Here is a 19,213-nt window from a genome sequence, read left to right as displayed (position 1 = left end):
CCGGCCTCCGGCCCCTGTGGGGCGGCGTGGGAGGGCCAGCCCCACAGGCGGATGCCAGGACGGGAGCAGCGCGTCAGTCGTCGTGCCTCGCGTGGCCCTTCTTCTTGCCCCTACCGTGGCCGTGGCGATGGTCGTCGTCATCCCAGTCGTCGTCATCGTCCCTGTCGTCGCGGCGGGCCTTCACCTTCTCGTCCACCTTGAGGAGGTTGCGAGACCAGGCGTCGTACTCCAGATGGAGGTGGCCCTTCGCGCCGTCAGCGAAGGCGTGGAACTTCACCTTCCACACGTCATTGCCTTTGCGGTGGGCCTCCTTCAGCCGGCACTCGTAGCCGCGCGAGCGGCACTGGCCGAAGCCCAGGTCCACGGCCTCGTTGTAGGACATGGCCGACGGACGTGGGGGCGGAGGAGGAGAAGGCTGGGGGCGCGGCGCCGGGCGCGGCAGGGGCCGCGTGTGGAGGACACAGCCCGGGGCAAGAAGCAGACCCCCAACGAGCAGCAGGGCGATTCGCATGCCGCGTATGACGCCCCAGCGCGGCGACTCTTCAAAGCCACGCCGGGTACGGGTGCGCCACTGTAACGTTACAGGCCCTCAGGCGAAGCGAACGCGGCGAACAGCTCTCCCGCGAGGTACGCCCGGGAGCCCTTGGCGGCGGGGCGGATGTAGTCATTCAGCACCGGCCCGCCCTGGCCGAGCTGGTGCTTCGCGGGGGCCGCCAGGTTGAGCCGCCCGCGCGCCACGCCCTTGCCGCCCCGGTGGATGAAGGTGACGGTGCCTTCGCCGTCCACGCCCTCCACGACGCCGATGTGGGTCATCCCGTCGTTGCGCCGGCCGTCGCGGTTGCGGTCATACGTCTCGCGGAAGAAGACGAGGTCGCCGGGGCGCGGAGCCTGGTGGTGGACGGTGCCCACGTCCAGGGCGCGGCGGAAGATGGCGGAGACGGCGTTCTCCCCCGCGAGGAAGCCGTGGTTCACCAGGTCGATGCCGCCCGCGAGGTACGCGAGCCGCACGAAGCCCGAGCAGTCATTGGGCACGCTCTTGCCGAGGGTGCGCGCGCCGACGAGCTGGATGGAGCGCTGGACGATGGAGCGGCTCAGCTCCGTCGGAGACAGCAGCTCATCCCAGAAGCGGCCCGAGGTGCTGGCGGGCCCCGTCACCATGGCCGCGGCCTGCAGCGCGGCGGCAATCACGCCCGCCGTCACCAGCCGCATCTTGTCCTGCGCGGCCCCCTCCACCGTGCCTGCCTGCCCTGCCTCTGAGTGAGGGTCGGCAAGCGCCACGCTGTTCTCCACGGGTGCTGTCGCCATCACCACCGGGGGCTCGGACGCCGAGGCGCGGGTCTTCACGGTGGCACAGCCGACGAGAGCACACAGGGGAATGGCGGCGAGCAGGCGAAGCAACAGCGGTCCTCCCGGGGATGGTTGGGGCTGCATTCAATGCCACCTCCCGGGGTCCGAGCCAAGAACTGACCGTGTCACCCCTCCCAGGTGGAGAGCAGCTCTCGCACCCGCGCGTACCTCTGGAGCAGGGCGGCGCGGTAGGCGCTGAGCATCACCATGGAGCCGATGACGAGCAGGCCCAGCATGAACAGCGACGCGGCGGCGATGCGGTGGTCTCGCATGCCGAAGCGCACGAGGTTGGCGGCGATGCACGTCACCAGGAACGCGGTGCCCAGGTACACGTACGAGCGGATGCGCAGGGCGATGCCGAAGCCCACGCCCACCACGCAGAGCACCACGCACAGGAGCATGGAGCCGCCGTCGCTGAACATGAGCGGCTTCCACGCGCCGGCCACGTAGATGCCGGTGACAGCAATCGCTCGCAGCCGCGCATACGTGTCCTCCTCGATGGAGGCGCGGAACACCCGCAGCAGCGCGAGCAGCGAGAGGCCCGCGGGGATGACGTAGTACTGCGGCTCCCCAGCGCCGGTGCCCTGCCACACCAGGAGCAGCGCCGCGTTGAAGGCCACCACCGACGCCATCGAGGCCATCCCCCGGCGTGTCGGGTGCGTACCCAGGGCGGCGAAGTGCGCGGCGTGGCCCACCAGCAGGGCCGCCACCTGGAGCGGCTCGCCCCACGGCGCGGACAGCAGACCGGCCAGCGGGAAGAGGAACGCGCCCACCAGCGCGGGCCGACGGAACGCCTCCAGCCCCGAGCCCTCGCGCTGGACGAAGAAGTAGAGGCCGGTGAAGACGGCACCGCCCACCAGCGCGGCGAGGCTGTCGGCGGGGCCCGGGCTCACGCCCATGCCCAGCATGCGCACCGACAGATAGCCCAGTGCGAGCACCCCTTGCGCGAGGAAGGCGGAGGTCTCGTCCGCCTCCACGGCGGCGCGGCGCACCAGCGCGAACAGCAGCACGCCCAGCGAGACGGAGGCGACGAGCGCCTCGCGCAGCGCGTCCCCGTGGGCCCCCAGCAGCGACAGGCCCAGCAGCACCTCGACGAGGGCGACGACGGCGAAGCCATGCCCCACGCCCCTGCGCCACTTCTTCCCCGCCACGAACAGCGCCAGGGTGGCGAGCAGCGCGCTGGCAGCGCCGAAGTGCGGGAGGATGAACTCCGAGCCCCGGCCGGACGAGTACACCGCGCCCAGGTGCATGAGCCAGCCGTGCACGGCGGCGAGCGAGGCCAGCCAGCCCACCACCTCACGCTCGCGGCGCCGCAGCACCACGGCCCATGCGGCGCCCAACGCGAAGAGGATGCTCAGCGGCGTCGCCGTGTGCTCCAGGTCGCGAAGGCCCGACAGCGACAGCAGCGCCAGCACCCAGCCGCCATGGTGCAGCGCCGCGCCCACGTGCACGCCGCGCCCGTCCAGCCACATGCCCAGCAGGCACAGCAGCAGCCCCGCCCCGCTGACCACCGCGGGCGCCCACGCCGGGGGCACCGCCGCGATGAGCGCCATGCCGAGCAACACCGTGGCCACATTGGCCATCCACCGGCTGCGCGCCACCATCAGCACGCACGCCGTCAGCCCCGCGCCCAGCGCCACCACCAGCGTCAGCGAGCCCGGCCCCGAGTCCAGCAGTCGCCCCACGAGCAACAGGCCCAGGGCCCCCGCGCCGCCCACCCACAGCGGCTCGCTCCAGGTGCCTTCGAGTCCCGGCAGCACGCGGGCGGACGCGGCGGCGAGCGCCCGCTGCACGCGGCCGGACTGGCACGCGGCGGACAGCAGCGCGGCGCCGAGCGCCACGGCGATGATGGGCAGCCCCGCCTCGGGCCGCCACTCCAGGAAGCTGGCACCGTCCACCTGCCCCACGGGCGCCAGCGCCAGGGCCCACACGGCGGGGGTGAGCAGCCAGCGTCGCGACAGCAGGAACGCGGCGGCGGCCAACACGCCCGCCAGCCCGGCCAGGCTCGACGGCGTGGGAAGTCCCAGCACGGGCAGCGCGGCGAAGGCGAGCGCCGTGAAGACAGCGGCGGGGCGCAGCGTCGCGTCCGGCGGGCTCCGGAAGAAGGCCCACAGCGCCTGGGGCCGGTGGTGCTCGACCAGGGCGAGCGCCAGCAGCAGGCCGGTGACGACGGGCCGCGCCTCCGGCACGAAGAGGAGGAACAGCGCGGCGCCGCAGACGCGCAGGAAGGGACGCGGCCCTGGCATCAGCGCCAGCGAGGCCGTGAGGAAGTACAGGGGCCCGGGCTCCACCCAGGACGACAGCAACAGCAGCGGCGCCACCACCGCGAGCGCGCCCTGCATCCACAGGGACAAGTCCCGCCGGGGCTTCTCCTCCTGCGAGCGCAGCAGCAGCGAGGCCACGGCCGGGAAGTGCTCCACGGCGCGCACCACGACCAGCACGAAGAGGGGCAGCACCTGCACCCAGGCAGGCCGCGTCCCGCCCACCACGGCGATGCCCACCAGCGTGTAGGGCACCATGAGGGCGGCGAAGAAGGGCAGCCGGCTGGCGCGCGTCCACAGCAGCGGCAGCGTCAGCGTGGCCGCCACGAGCAACGGCAGGCCCGCATCGTCCCAGTCCACCACGGCGATGCCCAGGGTGATGACGGAGGCCAGGGTGGCGACCAGGGCGAAGCGCTCGCCTCCCGCGCCGACGCGGAGCACGGCGGACACTTCCTCCAGCACGGCCAGGACGCCCAGCACCGCGGCCAGCCCCAGCAGCGCCACGGGGCCCACACTGGCGAGAGCGACGGCCGCGTACAGCGAGGCGATGGCGACGCTGAATCCCGCGGGCAGGGCGCGCGCGGTGAGCAGGGCCGCGAGCGCGGCACCCAGCATCAGCGGCACGAACCGGCCCGTCTGGGCGCCCGCCACCGTGACAGTCAGCAGGGGGAAGAGGAGCGCCACCATCGCGGCGGTGGTGGTGCTCGCGCTCCGCCCCGAGCGCACGGCGGTGAGCGAAGTGCCCAGGGAGCCGAGGACGAACAGCACCATGGACAGGCCCGGCGACATCCACCCGCCCCACGGCATGTACACGCCGCGCACGTCCGGCAGCAGCGCGAGGGCGGCGATGACGACCGCCAGCGGCCGCACGAGACGGAACGTGCGCGACGTCACGGCGACGGCGGCCGCGGCGGTGAGCACCACCAGACCCAGCCCCGGCACCTGGGACACCATGCCCCAGGGCAGCGCGAGCACGGCGTAGAAGACGGCGGGCACGCCGAGCAGCCGCGCCATCCTCCCGCGCTCCCCCAGCAGCGCGAGGCCGAGCGCGACGAGGGCGAGCGCGGGCGCCACCGCGTCCGAAGACACCTGGCTGGCGAACTTCGGCAGGGCCGCCGCGGCGAGGAAGGCGGCGACCGCCATGGCCGCCGGACTCTGGAGCGCCCAGGCGGTAATGAGCGCGGCGGCGCCGCACAGCACCACGCCCGTCAACGCCAGGGTGCCGCCCCCGAAGAGGCCCATGAGGAAGCCGGCGGAAGCCATCACCGCCACGACGGAGCCGAGCAGCCACCGCGTGCGCGAAGTGCACAGCAGGCACACGCCCGCGAGCACCAGCGCCATGACTCCGGACGTGACGGACGCGGCCGGAGCCCCCTGCATGGCGAGCGCCTGGAAGGGCAGGAACATCGCCACCCCGGCGCCCACGGCGGCCAGGTAGAAGCGCTCCACCAACAGGCCCACGACGAGGCACACCAGCGACAGCCCCAGCGCGCTCCAGAACGCCGGGCGCGAGTCGGGGCCGGACGTGCCGTAGAGCGCGAACAGCGGGCTGGCCACGGCGGTGGCACGCAGCAGCACCTCCGCGAAGGCGAGGTCCCGCGCGTTGCCCGTGCGCTCACCACGCCACAGCCGCGACACCGCGAGCACCGCGCCAGCGGCGACGAAGGGCAGCGCGGACAGGGCACCGTACTGAAGGGGCAGGTCGCCCGTGACGGGGTAGCCGAGCGCGGCCTTGAGCGCGTCGATGAAGCGCCGCACCGGACCGGGGATGAGCTGCGCGCTGGAGGCGTAGGCGAAGTACGTGCTCGCATAGGCGCCGTACACCCAGGGCAGCCGGGCGAGCCCGCCGCGCGCCAGCGACACCAGCGTCCAGGTGAGGACGGCGGCGGTGGCGAAGAAGCCAGGCGCGGGGGCCGTCGCGGCGGCGATGAGGCAGGCCACCTGGAGCGGCACCACGCCAAGCACGAGCGGGTCGGCGGCGCGCTCCGGCTCCAGCGTGCGGAAGCGAAGGGCGGTGGCGAACAGGAAGGCGACGAACGGGGCGTAGGTGCCCGGCACGGGCTCCAGGTCCACCTCCGCCAGCCCCACGTGCAGGCGCACCGCGTAGAGGACGAAGAGGTAGAGCGGCGCAGTCACGGCGAAGAACAGCGCGGGGCCCTTGCGCGGCTCGGCCGTGGGCCGGGAAGAGAGGACGAAGAAGAGCGCACACGGCAGGACGTTGAGCCAGGGCGCGAAGGTGCCGAGCTTCACGGCGAGCGGCGCCAGCCCCATCATCAACGTGCTGGCGGCGAGCGCGGCCTGCACGAGCGGGCGGGAAGCAGCGTCGAGGGCCTCCGCCGGCTTGCGGACGAGGACGGCGGACACGGCGGCCCACCCGAGCAACATGGGGATGAGCAGCACGGGGCCCACACCGCCGATTTGAAGCGCCTCGCCCAGGTCGAGCGGCCCCAGCGCGATGCCCGCGAGCGGAGCCACGGCCGAGCCGATGAGCCCGAGGATGTTGCCAGGGTTGCGCAGCGCCTCACGGCGGGCGAGGAACGCGCCCCAGATGGAGAAGCCGGCCGAGTAGCCCGCCGTCATCCCGAACACGGTGAGCGAGCGGACGCTGGAGGACATCCCCGCCCAGCTCTCGAAGACGAAGTAGAGGGTGCCCGAGAGGATGAGGAAGGCACCGATGAACCACATGATGCTCTCGTAGAGGAAGGGCCTCCACACCCGGTTCCAGGTGGAGGTCTCCTCGACGAGGCGCGCGGTGAGGTTGCGCGGCTGCGGAGGCTCGGCATACGCCTCCGCGGGATTCGGGGGCAGCGGGAGCTGAGGGCGAGGCAGGCCCCGAGCGCGGGACGTCCGCTCGCGAGCAGGCTCTTCCGAAGCGCCTTGAGCCTCTTCCTCCCCAGCAACGCTGGCGGAAGCCGCGGCCTGCGAGGACTCTGCCTCCTCGCGCCTGGCGGACTCCTCCGCCGGCATGGACACCGCATCCGTCGCCTGCGCCGGAAGTTCTCCGGCGGCACCTTCCGCTGCCACCTGCGAGGCCGTCACCCCATTCGACGCAAGCGCCTCGGCACTCCCCTCCACCTTCGCCTGCGCTACCGCTGCCACCTGCGACGGAAGCGCTTCGGTCCCCTCCTCCGAGCCTGTCTGAACGGACGCAGCGGCCTGCGCCAGTGACTCCACGGCGGCCGAGTCCACCTGCTGCGCGGAGACCGCCGCCACCGGGGCGCCCACCGCCATCACCTGCGCGGAGTCAGCCGCCGCAACCCACGCCTGCGTCCCCAGCGCCAACGCGGACTCGCCCATCACCGGAGGCGCAACCCCGGAAGCCACCTGCTCCACCGGAAGCGCGGCCGGAGCCACCACCGTCGCGCCCTGCTCCACCGAGACCGGAGGCAGCTCGGTGAGCACGGAGAGGAGGATGCGGACCTGTCGCTCGTACCTCTCGGAGATGAACCGGGAGACGTTGCGCGGCACCTCGGAGGTGTCCCAGCGCTTCAGCTCATCCAGGAGGAAGTGCACATGCGCGAGCTCCGCCTCCACGACGTTGCGCGTGCGCGCGTGCATCGCCTTGCCACAAAGCGCGCATTGCTGGGCGTTACCGAGCCGTTCCTGCCGGCAGTCAGGGCAGTACATGCCTTCCCCCCTCTACAACGGACATGCCACCCAGAATGCCCCGGAACCCGGGCGAGAGGGAAACCCACCCCCTCCGAAACGCCTCCACGGGTGCGTCGCCCCGGTGTCACCTGTGCATCCGGGTGCACAGCGGGTGCGAGGACCCTGACGCACCCGGGCGCCCCTGGCCCCCGGGCGCGGACTGTGGAACGTTGCTGCTCCCATGAGCACGAGCACGGAACCCTGGGTCCTCCGTCCCATCGAGCCCCGGGACGACGCGGCGGTGGCCTCCGTCATCCGCACGGTGATGCCGGAGTTCGGCATGGACGGCCCCGGCTTCGCCATGCAGGACCCCGAGGTGTCGACGATGAGCGCGGCGTACTCGAAGCCGCGCCACGCCTACTTCGTCGCGGAGCGGGGAGGCCGCATCGTCGGTGGAGGCGGCATCGCGCCGCTGGAGGGCGGAGACCCGGGCGTGTGCGAGCTGCGCAAGATGTACTTCCTGAAGGAGGCACGCGGCCACGGCATGGGCGAGCGGCTGCTGCGCCGCTGCCTGGACTTCGCGCGCGAGGCGGGCTTCCGACTCTGCTACCTGGAGACCACCACCGGGATGAAGCAGGCCCAGAAGCTCTACCGCCGCCTCGGCTTCGAGCCGCTCGACGGGCCCATGGGCAACACGGGGCACTTCGGCTGCGACAACTGGTACACGCTGGACCTGACGAAGCCGCCTGCCTGACCTTCCAGGTCACCCGCCCGCCAGAGAACCCTCGCCCCCCTGCCCTCCCTGCGGGCCCGGGAGCGAGCCCGAGCCATGTCTCGCCGCCGTCGCCACCTTTGGGAGACCAGGAGGCGAACCATGGCGAAGAAGCAGGACAAGGGACGGATGGGCGAGCCGGAGAGCCAGACCCGCAAGGCGAACTCCGGAGACGTGTCGGGCCAGGGCCGCGAGCGCCGGGACGACACGGACGTCTACCCCGCCAGCCGCAACGCGGGTGACTTCGGCACGCACGGCGGCCCGAACAAGAACGTCGAGAAGCGCTCGGATGACGTCGGCTCGGAAACCCAGGACAGCTAGCCGGCGAGCCCCCGCGCGAGTGAGCGCGAGGACGGCCCGCCAGCCCCCGGAACCGGAGCAGCCTCCGGCGCCGGGGGTGGTGGCCGAGCCTCCGCCCCGCCCGGACAAGGCCCCCTTCGACATCGACGAGGTGCTCGGCCGCATCCGCGAGGAGGTCCGCCACTTCGCGGACGCCGCGATGTTCGCGCTGGCGGCGAATGGCCATGACTCACTCTTCGAGCAGCTCGTGGCCTGCATCCTCTCCATCCGCACGAGGGACGAGGTGAGCCTGCCGGTGTCGCTCGCGCTGCTCGGCCGAGCGTCCACACCGGAGGCCCTGGCCCGGCTGACGCCGGACGAGATTGACGAAATCATCAGCCCCGTCACCTTCCACGAGCCGAAAGCCCGGCAGCTCCACGCCATCGCCGTGAGGACGCGGGACGAGTTCGGCGGGAAGCTCCCGTGTGACGCGGAGGTGCTCCAGTCCTTCAAGGGCGTGGGCCCCAAGTGCGCGCACCTGGCGCTCGGCATCGCCTGCGGGCACGAGGCCATCAGCGTGGACATCCACGTGCACCGGGTGACGAACCGCTGGGGCTATGTGCGGGCGCGCTCGCCGGAGGCCACGCTGGCAGCCCTGGAGACCCAGCTCCCACGCGCGTACTGGGTGGAAATCAACCGACTGCTGGTGCCCTTCGGCAAGCACGTGTGCACGGGCACGAGGCCCAAGTGCACCACGTGCCCGGTGCTCCGGTACTGCCGCCAGGTCGGCGTGACGGACCATCGCTGAAGCAAGTGCCGCCCCGCCGCGGTGGCCTACCTGTCCCGCCCCACCAACTGCGTGGCACGCCGGGCCACGCGGCGCCACGGGTTGGTGCGGCCCCCGTTCTCCAGGGTGATTTCCTTCGAGTGCCGCAGGTCCTTCGCCCAGCACCGCTCCAGCTTGCGGACGAACTCCGGGTCGTTCATCAGGAGCGAGCCCTCACCCAGCTTGTTGAGCGACAGCACGTCCAGGTTGGTGGAGCCCACCACCGCGAGCCAGTCGTCCACGAGAATCGTCTTCGCGTGCATCATCGACGGCTGGTACTCGTAGATGCGCGCGCCCGCGGACAGCAGCCGCTCGTAGGTGGAGCGCTGGGACGCGCGGATGATGGGCACGTCGTGGACGGGGCCCGGCCCCAGGATGCGGACCTCCACGCCCTGGCGAAGCTTCTCCTCGAGCTGCTCCAGCATCGCGTTGGGCGGAGTGAAGTACGCGTTGGCAATCCACAGGCGCTCGCGCGCGGCGGCGATGACCAGGCGGACCATGCGCTCGGCGTCGGTGACACCCAGCTTGCCCGCGCTGTCGACGAAGCCCGCGCTCGCCGGGCCGTCCGTCTCCTGTTCCTCCACCTCGGGGAAGGCGCTCGGAGGAAGCAGCCCGCCACCGGACTCCTGCCAGTGGCGCGAGAAGGACAGCTGCATGCGGCGCACCTCGGGCCCCTCGACGCGCACGTTGGTGTCGCGCCACTCCTCCTCCTTCAGCCCGTCGCCCTCCCACACCTTCCAGATGCCGAAGCCGCCCGTGTAGCCGATGCGTCCATCCACCACGACAATCTTGTTGTGGGTGCGCCCCAGCAGCCGGCCCATCACCTTGCCCGCGAGCAGCCGGTAGTAGTGCACCTCCACGCCCGCGTCGGTGAGGACCTTCTCCACCTTGAGGTCGAAGTCCTTGCTGCCGCGCAGCTCCTCGCTGCCCACCGGGTCCACCACCACGCGGCACTGCACGCCCGCGCGGGCCCGGTCCACCAGCGCCTCGATGATGCGGTCCGACACGTCGCAGGGACGCCAGATGTAGACGAGGATGTGAACGCTCTGCTTCGCGTTGCGGATGTCCTCCACCATGCGGTCGAAGACGGTGCCGTTCTCCAGCAGCTCCAGCCGGTGGCCCGGAATCAGCCCCACGCCGACGGACTGGTACAGCGCGAAGGAGAAGCCCGTGGGCCCGGGTGGAAGCATGAAGGGGCCCTGCATCTCGTGGCGGGCCCGCTCGCGGTCGCTCTCGAGGAAGTGGGCCCCGGCCTGGGGCAGGAGGTCTTCCAGCTGCTGCATCTCGTCCATGCGCGGCAACGTGGGGACGCTTCCCTGCCCCCGCCATGGCGTGCTCTCTCGCCTGCCCCACGAAGGAGCGTCTTCTCCCATTGCCGCCAGGGGCCGGGCTGGCCAGACTGCGCCCGTTCCCTCGCCTCCTGGAGAGCCAACCATGGTGGAAGACAGCCGTCCGACGGCGCACGAACTGCTCTCGCTGCCCCGCCTCGCGCCGCTGGTGCCCATGCTGTACGTCGCGTGGACGGACGGAGAGCTGACCCACCAGGAGATTCGGGCGCTCGCCGACGCGGCCCGCCAGCAGCCCTGGTTGGACCTGCGCTCCAACGTGGTGCTGGCGCGCTGGCTGGACCCGGTGTTCCCGCCGAGCGCCGGGGAGCTCTCGGCGGTGAAGGAGCACATCCGCCGCACCGCCGAGCAACTGTCCCATAGCAGTCACCAGAACCTCGCGGAGCTGGGCGCACGGCTCGCGGAGGTGGCCAACGGCACGGACGGGCTTCCCGCGCCCATGCCGGAGCTGGCGCGAGCGCTGACGGCGCTGGAGGAGTCGCTGGGCATCTCCGGCCGGGAGGCAGTGCGCTCCCTGGTGCCCGCCGCCGCGCCCGCGCCGCCGACCCACGGGCCCACGGAGACCACCTCCTTCGACCCGGAGGCGCTGCGCGCGGTGCTGGACCGCAAGTACCCGGAGGCCCGCCAGAAGGTGCGCGACTGGCTGGCGGACCCGGCCTTCCGCTACGGGTCCACGCGCGACACGGACGCCTACCGCGACCAGGTGTTCTCCTGGCTGAAGTCGATGGCGGACCAGGGGCTGGGGCGCATCGCCTTCCCCGAGGGGAACGAGACGAGCGCGGACCTGGGCGCCTTCATCGCCGCGTTCGAGACGCTGGCCTTCTTCGACATGAGCCTCGTGGTGAAGGCGGGCGTGCACTTCGGCCTGTTCGGCGCGAGCATCCTCTTCCTCGGCACGGAGCGGCACCACCGCGAGTACCTGCCGAAGGTGGCCTCGCTGGAGCTGCCCGGCTGCTTCGCGATGAGTGAGCTGCGCCACGGCTCCAACGTGCGCGACGTGGAGACGACGGCGCGCTACGACGCGAAGGCCGGCGAGTTCGTGGTGCACACGCCCGAGGACGGCGCGCGCAAGGAGTGGATTGGCAACGCCGCCCGGCACGGGCGCATCGCCACGGTGTTCGCGCAGCTGGAGGTGGACGGCAAGGCCCTGGGCGTCCACGCGCTGCTGGTGCCGCTGCGCGACGCGCAGGGGAAGGTGCTGCCCGGGATTCGCATTGAAGACTGCGGCGAGAAGATGGGCCTCAACGGCGTGGACAACGGCCGCATCTGGTTCGACCACGTGCGCGTCCCGCGAGAGAACCTTCTGGACCGCTTCGGCCAGGTGGACGCGAAGGGCCAGTACCACAGCTCGATTCCCGGGGACTCGAAGCGCTTCTTCACCATGCTGGGCACGCTGGTGGCGGGCCGGGTGAGCGTGGCGTGCGCGGGGCTGAGCGCGGCGAAGAGCGGGCTGACGATTGCCATCCGCTACGGCGACATGCGGCGCCAGTTCGGCCCGGTGGGTGCGCAGGAGGTGCGGCTGCTGGACCACCAGACGCACCAGCTCCGGCTGCTGAAGCCGCTGGCGAAGACGTACGCGCTGGACTTCGCGCTGGAGCACCTGGTGGAGCGGTACGTGAAGCGCACGGAGGAGGACGCGCGCGAGGTGGAGGCGCTGGCGGCAGGGCTGAAGGCGTACACGACGTGGCACACCACGGCGGTGCTCCAGGAGGCGCGCGAGGCGTGCGGCGGGCAGGGCTACCTGGAGGCCAACCGGGTGCCGGCGCTGAAGGCGGACACGGACGTGTTCACCACGTTCGAGGGCGACAACACGGTGCTGATGCAGCTCGTGTCCAAGGGCCTGCTGACGGGCTACCGGCAGCGCTTCGAGGACGACCGCGTCTTCGCGGTGCTGAAGCTGCTGGCGGACCGGGCGACGGGGGTGATGGAGCGCAACCCCTTCACCACGCGCCGCACGGAGAGCGAGCACCTGCGCGACGGCGACTTCCAGCTCCGGGCGCTGCGCTACCGCGAGGAGGACCTGATGGCCTCCGTGTCACGCCGGCTGCGCAAGCGGCTGGGCGCGGGGGTGGAGGCGTTCGAGGCCTTCAACCAGTGTCAGGAGCACCTGCTCGCGCTGGCGCACGCGCACGTGGAGCGGCTGGTGCTGGAGCAGTTCCTCCACGGCGTGGCGGCGGTGAAGGAGCCAGGGCTGAAGACGGTGCTCGGGCGGCTCTGCGACCTCTACGGCCTGTCCTGCCTGGAGTCGGCGAGCGGCTGGTTCCTGGAGCACGGGCTGCTGGAGGGCGCCAAGGCGAGGGCCATCCGCAAGGAGGTGGAGCGGCTGTGCGCGGAGGTGCGGCCGGACGCGGTGGCGCTGGTGGACGCGTTTGGGATTCCGGACACCTGCATCGCCGCACCCATCGCCCTGGGCCGGCTGGCGCCCTGAGGTGAACGTTACGGGCCGGGGAGCGCTGACGGGCTTGCGGTGGCCCGGGCAGACTCCCCGCGCCATGACACGACACGTGACGATGTTGCTGTGTGCCCTGGGGTGGCTGTCGGGCTGCGCCACCGTGTCCCCGGTGGAGCACGCCGCCGCGCTGGAAGCCCAGAACAAGGAGCGCGCGAGGCAGCTCACCGAGGAGCTCTACAACCTGCGCAAGCTCGACCGCATCCCCGAGTACATCGCCCAGGACTTCGTGGACCACTCCCAGGGCGCCCCGGCGAACGTGGTGGGCCCGGCCCTCGTGCGCCAGCAGGCCGAGGCCAGCTTCCAGCAGCTCCCCGACCTCAAGTTCGACATCCTCCACCTCGTCGCGGACGGCGACCTGGTGGTGGTGCACTGGAAGGCCACGGGCACGGACCCGAAGAACCTCGACGCGGCCGGCAAGCCCAAGGCCCTCACGCTCGACGGCCACTCCCTGTATCGGATGCGCGAGGGCAAGGTGGTGGAGGCCTGGGACATCTCGGACCGGCTCTCCCCACTCCTCCAGCGCGGCTACAAGGTGGTGCCCCCGAAGCCCTGACTCGACGTTCACCATTCTGGACCGACGCCCTCGGGTTTCCGCTGGGAGGCCACCACTTCAGCGGCTCGGCCTCCCTCTGGGACGCGTCAACCTGCCGAGAGTCGAGCCAGACGCCAGGCCGCGTCGCCAAGGGCCCGACTTTCCAGAGGGCAAGTGCGGAGCGTGTCGGTCATCCGTCTGAGTCGCCCGGAGTCCGCGCTCCAGGCTGGGAGCGCGAAACGCGGCAGGCTCCGAGGCAGTCTCAGGGAATGCCTGCCGGGCGGCCTGTCCGACAGGAGTCGGGCCCGAAGCCCCTGCGCCGGGACGCACCTTCCGCGTGGCACGTCAAAGCGCGCCGCCCCCGGAGGGCTTTGTCAGGCCATCCGTGGCCCCGTACGAAACACACCCGCCTGCAGGCGAGCCGCAAGGGCCTATGACCCGGGCCTTGTTGAGAGCGTCACCGCATGCTGGGTCCACAACCCGGGGCGTTGCAGGGGCGACACCCCATGTCGGACCCACCCGGTAGACAGGTGCCGGTGGAAGGAACGTTCCTTCCGCGGAGGTTCCTCCCCCGGGGGGAGCGAAGCGGAAGGACGTCTCGTTCGCGACAGCCAGTCGCCCGAGGGGCGGGAAGGGGGAGGGGGATGGATTTCCTGGAGATGATGCACGCCGAGTCCATGCGCGACGCGGCGGCGCTGTTGGCGCGGCGGGGCTACGACAACGTGCAGGCCGCGGGGCTGGCCGAGGCCATGCGAATGTCAGTGGGCTCGGTGTACCGGCGCTACGGCAGCAAGCTGGGCCTGGCTCTGGCGGTGCGCGACTTCACCGAGAAGCAACTGAGCTACCACGTGGAGGTGGCCTTCCTGTTGAAGCACGGCAGGCCGGGGGTGGACTTCGCCCAGGCCTTCCTCACCTTCTGGTGGGAGCTGGCCTGGTGGGCGCTGAGGCAGCCGGGTCTCTTCAACTTCACCTTCCTGCACTGGCACGCGCACGAGTACGGGCCGCACTCGCCCCCTGCTCCCGCGCCACGAGTGGCCGGGGCGCTCATCCCGCGGCAGTCGAATGGAGGCGCTACACGGGCCCTGGTCCGCGAGGTGCTGGAGAAGGGCGAGCGTGAGGGGGCGCTGGCGCCCGGCTGCGCCCAACTGGGCGAGGGGCTGGTGTGGGGCGCGTTGCTGGAGCTGGCACGCGCGGCTCAGCAGCGCGAGAAGGTGGAGGAAGCCGAAGTGCTCGCCCCAGCCCGCGCCCTCTGGCGTGCCCTGGCGCGCGAAGGAGACTCCGGCCCACGAGGAACCGGCGCGCCTTCAGGCGAGGGCTCAGGACCCCAAGGCGCAGGCACGGATTGCCCCGGCGAAGACTCCGTCCCCCGAGGCACGGCCACGCCTGCCCCAGGGAGCGACGTGCCGTCACCCGCCACACCTGGCAGGCTCGCGGCGGCGCCATCGACAGAGGTGGCTGAGTCGCCACGGGCCGACTCGCGCCCGCCAGATGGCGCGACTCGCGCTTCGCTCAGGCACGGGCCGTGTCGGCGGCGCTGGCTGCTTTCCAGGCTCTCTCCCCAACGTCTCCAGCGGCAGCCTCGACTCTCGCCAGGCTGGGGCGTCCCCGCGGGAGGCCGAGCCGCTGCAGTGGCGGTTTCCCAGAGGGAAACCCGAGGGCGTCGGTCCAGAATGGCGGAAGTCGAGGCTGCCGCCCGGAGGCCCCCGACTCACTGCACTCCGGGCGCGCGGAACACCTCGCCGTCGCGCCCTTCAACCACGAGGCTGGCGCCGTCCGCCGGCGTCACCCGCAGGGCCGCGCGCGTCTGCCCGCGCCGGTCCACCAGCACCAGGCCCGGAGAGCCATGCTCGTCCGCGCCCAGAATCGCGCGGGGCCGGCCATCCGCGTCCGCCAGCTCCAGCCGCGAAGAGCCATCCACCTGGAGGCCCACGGAGAACAGGTCCGCGCCACCGGGCGTGGACAGCGTCAGGCGCGGCGCCTCGTCCGAGTACACGGTCAGCTCCGCCAGCGACTCGCCGCCCGCGGTGGAGAAGCGCAGCCGGGGCGAGCCGTCCTCGCCCACGCCCAGCAGCGCGCGAGGCCGCCCCTCGACGTCGCGCAGCACCAGCCCCGACAGGCCCTCCTCGTCGGCCCCCAGGGTGGCGCGGGTGCGCCCCTGGGCATCGGTGAGCACCAGCCGCGAGGCCACCAGCTCCCCGGACGGCGTCGGCGTGTCCCGCATCGCCGCCACGCCCAGCCCCACTCCGGCCAGCGCGAGCGCCGCGAAGGTCAGCCCCTGCCATTGCCGGCAGCGGCGCTCCAGCCGCTCCAGCCGTGCGTCGAGCGTATCCATCCTCGAGCCACCTCCTGCCCGTGCAACCCCGCCCCGGGACGAGGAGAAGCTAACGAAAGTCCAGCCCGCCCGCGCGCCCGACTGTCCGGCAGTGACACCGCGCCCACACCGCCCGTGGCCGTCCCGGCGCCGCTGCCCTAAGTCGGACCCCACCCCGGGCCCGGCCCTCCCGGGGCGCGTCCACCCTCTCAGGAGGTCTCATGGCCCCACGACTCCGGGTGCTGCTGCCACTGCTCCTGCTCGCGATGAGCGCCTGTGTGCGCAACCCCGCCACGGGCAAGCGCATGCTGTCCCTCGTCTCCCAGAACGACGAGATTTCCCTCGGCAAGCAGGGCGCCCAGGACGTGCGGCAGTCCATCGGCCTGGTCGACGACGCGAAGGTGCAGCAGTACGTGTCGGCGGTGGGCCTGCCCATGGCGAAGCGCTCCGAGCGGCCGGAGCTGCCCTGGAGCGTGCAGGCAGTGGAAGACCCGGTGGTGAATGCCTTCGCCCTGCCGGGCGGCCCCGTCTTCGTCACGCGCGGGCTGCTCACCCACCTCAACTCGGAGGCGGAGCTGGCATCGGTGCTGGGACACGAAATCGGCCACATCACCGCGCGGCACTCGGTGGAGCAGCTCTCCAAGGCGCAGCTCGCGCAGGTCGGCCTCGTGGTGGGCAGCGTCCTCAGTGAGGACGTCGCGAAGTTCGGAGGCCTGGCCACCGTGGGCCTCCAGCTCCTCTTCCTCAAGCACGGCCGGGACGACGAGCGCCAGGCGGACGAGCTGGGCTTCCGCTACATGCTGGAGGCCGGCTACGACGTGCGCGAGGCGGCGGACGTCTTCGTCACGCTGGGCCGCGTGGGTGAGTCCTCGGGCGGCGGCTCCCTCCCTTCCTGGCTGGCCACGCACCCCAACCCGGAGGACCGGGTGGAGACCGCGCGAGCGCGCGCCGCGAAGGCCAACGTGGACTTCAGCCGCCTGAAGCAGGGCCGCGAGGAGTACCTCGCGATGCTCCAGGGCATGGCCTACGGAGAGGACCCGCGCCAGGGCTTCTTCCAGGGCAGCCGCTTCCTCCACCCAGGGCTTCGCTTCCAGCTCACCTTCCCGCAGGGGTGGAAGACGGCGAACCAGACGCAGGCGGTGCTCGCCGTCAGCCCGAAGGAGGACGCCATCCTCGGCCTCGCGCCGGCCGGCGACATCGCACCCGAGGAGGCCCTCCGGACCTTCCTCTCGCAGCAGGGCATCCAGCCGCTGAGCGCGGCCGCCGAGGGCTACCCCCGAGGCTCGGCGTACTTCCAGGCGCAGACCGAGCAGGGCGTCATCCGCGGCGTCACCACCTTCTTCAGGCACGCGGGCGCCACGCTGCAGTTGCTGGGCTACACGGTGGCGGAACAGCTCCCGGCGTATGACGACGCCTTCCGCGCCACCTTCACCAGCTTCGGCGAGCTGACCGACCCGGCCGCGCTGAACATGCAGCCGGCGCGAATCGAGCTGGTGAAGCTGGACGCGCCCATGACGGTGCGCGAGTTCCACCAGCGCTACCCCTCCACCATTCCCCTGGAGGAGGTGGCCCTCATCAACGGCGTGCAGCCCGGGGACTCGCTGCCCGCGGGACACACGGTGAAGCGCGTCACTGGCGGGGTGAAGCCCTCACGATGACGCGCGCTCCCGTGATGGAGCCCACACTTTCGGAGCCCCCCGGGCTGACAGCGACACCGTGCGGGCGCGACAATGCGGGAATGAGCCATCCCGAGAGAACGCGGTTGATGGAGGCCTACCGGACGACGCGCTACGTCGTCCGTCCCCATGCGTCCACCGGGGGGCACGAGCTGCTCCTGCGGGTGGGGGCGCTCCACCCCGCACTGGACGCGGCGCTCGCGGCGCGCGGCCACCGGGAGTGGAGCTTCCTGACGGCGTGGAACCCGGGCTCGCGCCCACGCGGCGAGGACGAGAACCGCCGCGCGCAGGAGCGCCTCGTCTCCCAGTTGGTGGCCGGAGGCTGGGTGGTGGCCGCGGCCATCGGCGAGGCGGAGGACGGGAGCTGGTCCGAGCAGAGCCTCTTCGTCCCCGGCCTGCCTCGCGCGGAGGCCGAGCGCTTCGGCTGCGCCTACGGACAGGTGGCGGTGCTGGTGGGCCGCACGGGCGCTCCGGCGGAGCTGCTCTTCTGCGACATCCCAGCTGAGCGCTACGGCTCCTGAAGGGCCGTCACCCCCTTCAGGGCCACCCGCGGAGGGGTACGCCACGAGGACCCGCGGCCACACCGCCGCCGCGGGTCCCTGTCAGCGCTCCGAGAGCGTGCGGACTACGGGAGCGTGCCGATGAACGCGACGAGGGTCTTGGTCTGCTGGACGGCCGACCGCAGGCCCAGGCCGACGAAGACCTCGTTGTCATTCGGCGTCTGGTTGACGGCGAGGGAGTCGAGCGTGCCGTAGGGGTTCACGCCGCCATGGATGGGCTGGTACGGGCCGCTCATGCGCACGCCGGCCGAGGTCACCACGACCTGGCGGGAGTAGCCGATGAGGGTCTTCAGGTCATGCGAGCTCTGCTGGCCCGCCGCCACGCCCACGATGGCGTAGCCGTCCGGCGCCTGCACCCAGGCCTCCGGGATGCGGTTGGGGTTGCTGCCCGTGCGGTGGATGGTGCGCGGCCCCATGGTGCCGTCCGCGTAGAGCTGCCGGTACTCGATGTGCAGCGTCTCGTAGTTGCTGTCGGAGACGATGGCACCACCGATACCGGTGACGACGAAGCGGTTGCAGCGGCTGCCCCCGAAGATGGTGACCTCGGCCTGCTCGCTCGCCTCACGGCCCGTGCGCTGCACGCGGTACTGGCTGATGAGCCCGTCCGCGGCCGTGCAGGGAGGAGGGGGCGGCGGCTCGTAGCACCACGCCAGCTCATTGGTCGGGTCGCAGGGCTCGCAGCCGAAGTCGTTCACCGGGTCGCAGATGCAGTCCGGGTCCCAGGGGAAGCACTCGCGGGGCACACAGAAGGGGTCATCCACCGGGCAGATTCTCGACACCAGCGGGGAGCTGGCCGTCTCCATGGACACGTCGACGAACTTCGCGTCCGTGGGGTAGTTGGTCGCCACGGGCTCGCCGGTGGCCGGGTCGACGACGGACGTCGCGCCATCCGCGGCCGTCTCGGAGCCGTCCGTGCCGCAGGCACTGAGAGAGGAAACCGCCACCGTTGCAATCACAAGCAGCATGCGTCTGATGTTCATTGCCATCTCCTGACAAACGAGGTCCAGGCATCCGCCAACCGGCAGGCGCTGGGGTGGGTGCAGCCGTGAGAGGTGTTTCTTGCGGAGCCCCACGAGAGCCAGCCGTCCGGGACTTCGCGCGCACACGAGTGCCCGGTCACCTGGCTCGTAACGCCAGACAGCGCGTGCGCGGCGCTGGCGTGGGCTCCTGACTCCGCTGAGCGAGGGACTTCAGCGGCGTCCCCGCCCGGGCCCCGTGTCCGGGGTCTCCAGGTGCGGACATCCAGGAAACGTAATGACCGGG

The 19,213-nt window shown here is 71.9% G+C and carries 13 protein-coding genes and 1 pseudogene; 8 read left to right on the top strand and 6 right to left on the bottom strand.

What is annotated here, in order from left to right:
- Positions 1 to 73 precede the first annotated feature (73 nt).
- From G4D85_RS23250 to G4D85_RS23240, 3 genes are all read right to left on the bottom strand, one after another.
- The gene (locus tag G4D85_RS23250; protein WP_240359450.1) at positions 74 to 382 is read right to left on the bottom strand and encodes a hypothetical protein; all 309 of its coding nucleotides are present in this window, start codon (positions 380 to 382) and stop codon (positions 74 to 76) included.
- A gap of 197 nt (positions 383 to 579) precedes the next feature.
- Complete coding sequence (locus tag G4D85_RS23245) at positions 580 to 1,431, bottom strand: CHAP domain-containing protein (RefSeq protein WP_164015585.1); 852 nt, start codon at positions 1,429 to 1,431, stop codon at positions 580 to 582.
- A gap of 41 nt (positions 1,432 to 1,472) precedes the next feature.
- On the bottom strand, positions 1,473 to 7,235 hold the full coding sequence (locus G4D85_RS23240) for a ribonuclease E domain-containing protein (RefSeq protein ID WP_164015582.1): 5,763 nt from the start codon (positions 7,233 to 7,235) through the stop codon (positions 1,473 to 1,475).
- 202 nt (positions 7,236 to 7,437) lie between these two features.
- Between G4D85_RS23240 and G4D85_RS23235 the strand changes: the two genes are divergently transcribed.
- The 3 genes from G4D85_RS23235 (at position 7,438) to G4D85_RS23225 (ending at position 9,055) form a co-directional block, all read left to right on the top strand.
- On the top strand, positions 7,438 to 7,950 hold the full coding sequence (locus G4D85_RS23235; protein ID WP_164015579.1) for a GNAT family N-acetyltransferase: 513 nt from the start codon (positions 7,438 to 7,440) through the stop codon (positions 7,948 to 7,950).
- Positions 7,951 to 8,070: 120 nt separating this feature from the next.
- Positions 8,071 to 8,289: a hypothetical protein gene (locus G4D85_RS23230; protein ID WP_164015577.1), complete on the top strand. Its 219-nt coding sequence runs from the start codon at positions 8,071 to 8,073 to the stop codon at positions 8,287 to 8,289.
- 19 nt (positions 8,290 to 8,308) lie between these two features.
- Positions 8,309 to 9,055 carry an endonuclease III domain-containing protein gene (locus G4D85_RS23225; RefSeq protein ID WP_420821719.1) on the top strand — a complete coding sequence of 249 codons (747 nt, stop codon included), beginning with the start codon at positions 8,309 to 8,311 and terminating at the stop codon, positions 9,053 to 9,055.
- 26 nt (positions 9,056 to 9,081) lie between these two features.
- On the opposite strand, the gene G4D85_RS23220 is transcribed toward G4D85_RS23225, so the two are convergent.
- Positions 9,082 to 10,365, bottom strand: a complete 1,284-nt coding sequence (locus G4D85_RS23220; protein WP_164016084.1) for a phospholipase D-like domain-containing protein — start codon at positions 10,363 to 10,365, stop codon at positions 9,082 to 9,084.
- 142 nt (positions 10,366 to 10,507) lie between these two features.
- Here G4D85_RS23220 and G4D85_RS23215 point away from each other — a divergent pair, with 142 nt between their 5' ends.
- The 3 genes and pseudogenes from G4D85_RS23215 to G4D85_RS50790 all read left to right on the top strand — a co-directional run.
- Entirely contained in the window at positions 10,508 to 12,847 is a 2,340-nt protein-coding gene (locus G4D85_RS23215; protein ID WP_164015546.1) for an acyl-CoA dehydrogenase family protein, read from the top strand.
- A 64-nt stretch (positions 12,848 to 12,911) separates the two neighbouring features.
- Entirely contained in the window at positions 12,912 to 13,424 is a 513-nt protein-coding gene (locus tag G4D85_RS23210; protein ID WP_164015544.1) for an ester cyclase, read from the top strand.
- A 443-nt stretch (positions 13,425 to 13,867) separates the two neighbouring features.
- A pseudogene (locus tag G4D85_RS50790) lies at positions 13,868 to 14,206 on the top strand (helix-turn-helix domain-containing protein); the annotation flags it as partial.
- A gap of 905 nt (positions 14,207 to 15,111) precedes the next feature.
- Here G4D85_RS50790 and G4D85_RS23200 read toward each other — a convergent pair.
- On the bottom strand, positions 15,112 to 15,735 hold the full coding sequence (locus G4D85_RS23200; protein WP_164015539.1) for a hypothetical protein: 624 nt from the start codon (positions 15,733 to 15,735) through the stop codon (positions 15,112 to 15,114).
- Between the two features lie 200 nt (positions 15,736 to 15,935).
- On the opposite strand from G4D85_RS23200, the gene G4D85_RS23195 reads away from it, so the two are divergent.
- Positions 15,936 to 17,372, top strand: coding sequence for a M48 family metalloprotease (locus G4D85_RS23195; RefSeq protein WP_164015538.1), 1,437 nt, complete (start codon positions 15,936 to 15,938; stop codon positions 17,370 to 17,372).
- A gap of 80 nt (positions 17,373 to 17,452) precedes the next feature.
- Positions 17,453 to 17,911 carry a DUF3293 domain-containing protein gene (locus G4D85_RS23190; protein WP_164015535.1) on the top strand — a complete coding sequence of 153 codons (459 nt, stop codon included), beginning with the start codon at positions 17,453 to 17,455 and terminating at the stop codon, positions 17,909 to 17,911.
- A 104-nt stretch (positions 17,912 to 18,015) separates the two neighbouring features.
- Here the strand turns inward: G4D85_RS23190 and G4D85_RS23185 are convergent, their stop codons facing one another.
- Positions 18,016 to 18,930: a hypothetical protein gene (locus G4D85_RS23185; RefSeq protein ID WP_164015532.1), complete on the bottom strand. Its 915-nt coding sequence runs from the start codon at positions 18,928 to 18,930 to the stop codon at positions 18,016 to 18,018.
- Positions 18,931 to 19,213 lie beyond the last annotated feature (283 nt).

The sequence above is a fragment of the Pyxidicoccus trucidator genome, from assembly GCF_010894435.1.
GTDB lineage: Bacteria > Myxococcota > Myxococcia > Myxococcales > Myxococcaceae > Myxococcus > Myxococcus trucidator.
The sequence above is the reverse complement of the archived record's forward strand: the minus strand, read 5'-3'. Positions and strand labels throughout refer to the sequence as shown.

Coding starts and splice junctions, on each gene's coding strand:
- G4D85_RS23235 (WP_164015579.1), top strand. CDS start 7,438: ATGAGCACGAGCACGGAACCCTGGGTCCTCCGTCCCATCGAGCCCCGG.
- G4D85_RS23215 (WP_164015546.1), top strand. CDS start 10,508: ATGGTGGAAGACAGCCGTCCGACGGCGCACGAACTGCTCTCGCTGCCC.
- G4D85_RS23200 (WP_164015539.1), bottom strand. CDS start 15,735: ATGGATACGCTCGACGCACGGCTGGAGCGGCTGGAGCGCCGCTGCCGG.
- G4D85_RS23245 (WP_164015585.1), bottom strand. CDS start 1,431: ATGCAGCCCCAACCATCCCCGGGAGGACCGCTGTTGCTTCGCCTGCTC.
- G4D85_RS23240 (WP_164015582.1), bottom strand. CDS start 7,235: ATGTACTGCCCTGACTGCCGGCAGGAACGGCTCGGTAACGCCCAGCAA.
- G4D85_RS23220 (WP_164016084.1), bottom strand. CDS start 10,365: ATGGACGAGATGCAGCAGCTGGAAGACCTCCTGCCCCAGGCCGGGGCC.
- G4D85_RS23230 (WP_164015577.1), top strand. CDS start 8,071: ATGGCGAAGAAGCAGGACAAGGGACGGATGGGCGAGCCGGAGAGCCAG.
- G4D85_RS23190 (WP_164015535.1), top strand. CDS start 17,453: ATGAGCCATCCCGAGAGAACGCGGTTGATGGAGGCCTACCGGACGACG.
- G4D85_RS23210 (WP_164015544.1), top strand. CDS start 12,912: ATGACACGACACGTGACGATGTTGCTGTGTGCCCTGGGGTGGCTGTCG.
- G4D85_RS23195 (WP_164015538.1), top strand. CDS start 15,936: ATGGCCCCACGACTCCGGGTGCTGCTGCCACTGCTCCTGCTCGCGATG.
- G4D85_RS23185 (WP_164015532.1), bottom strand. CDS start 18,930: ATGAACATCAGACGCATGCTGCTTGTGATTGCAACGGTGGCGGTTTCC.
- G4D85_RS23250 (WP_240359450.1), bottom strand. CDS start 382: ATGTCCTACAACGAGGCCGTGGACCTGGGCTTCGGCCAGTGCCGCTCG.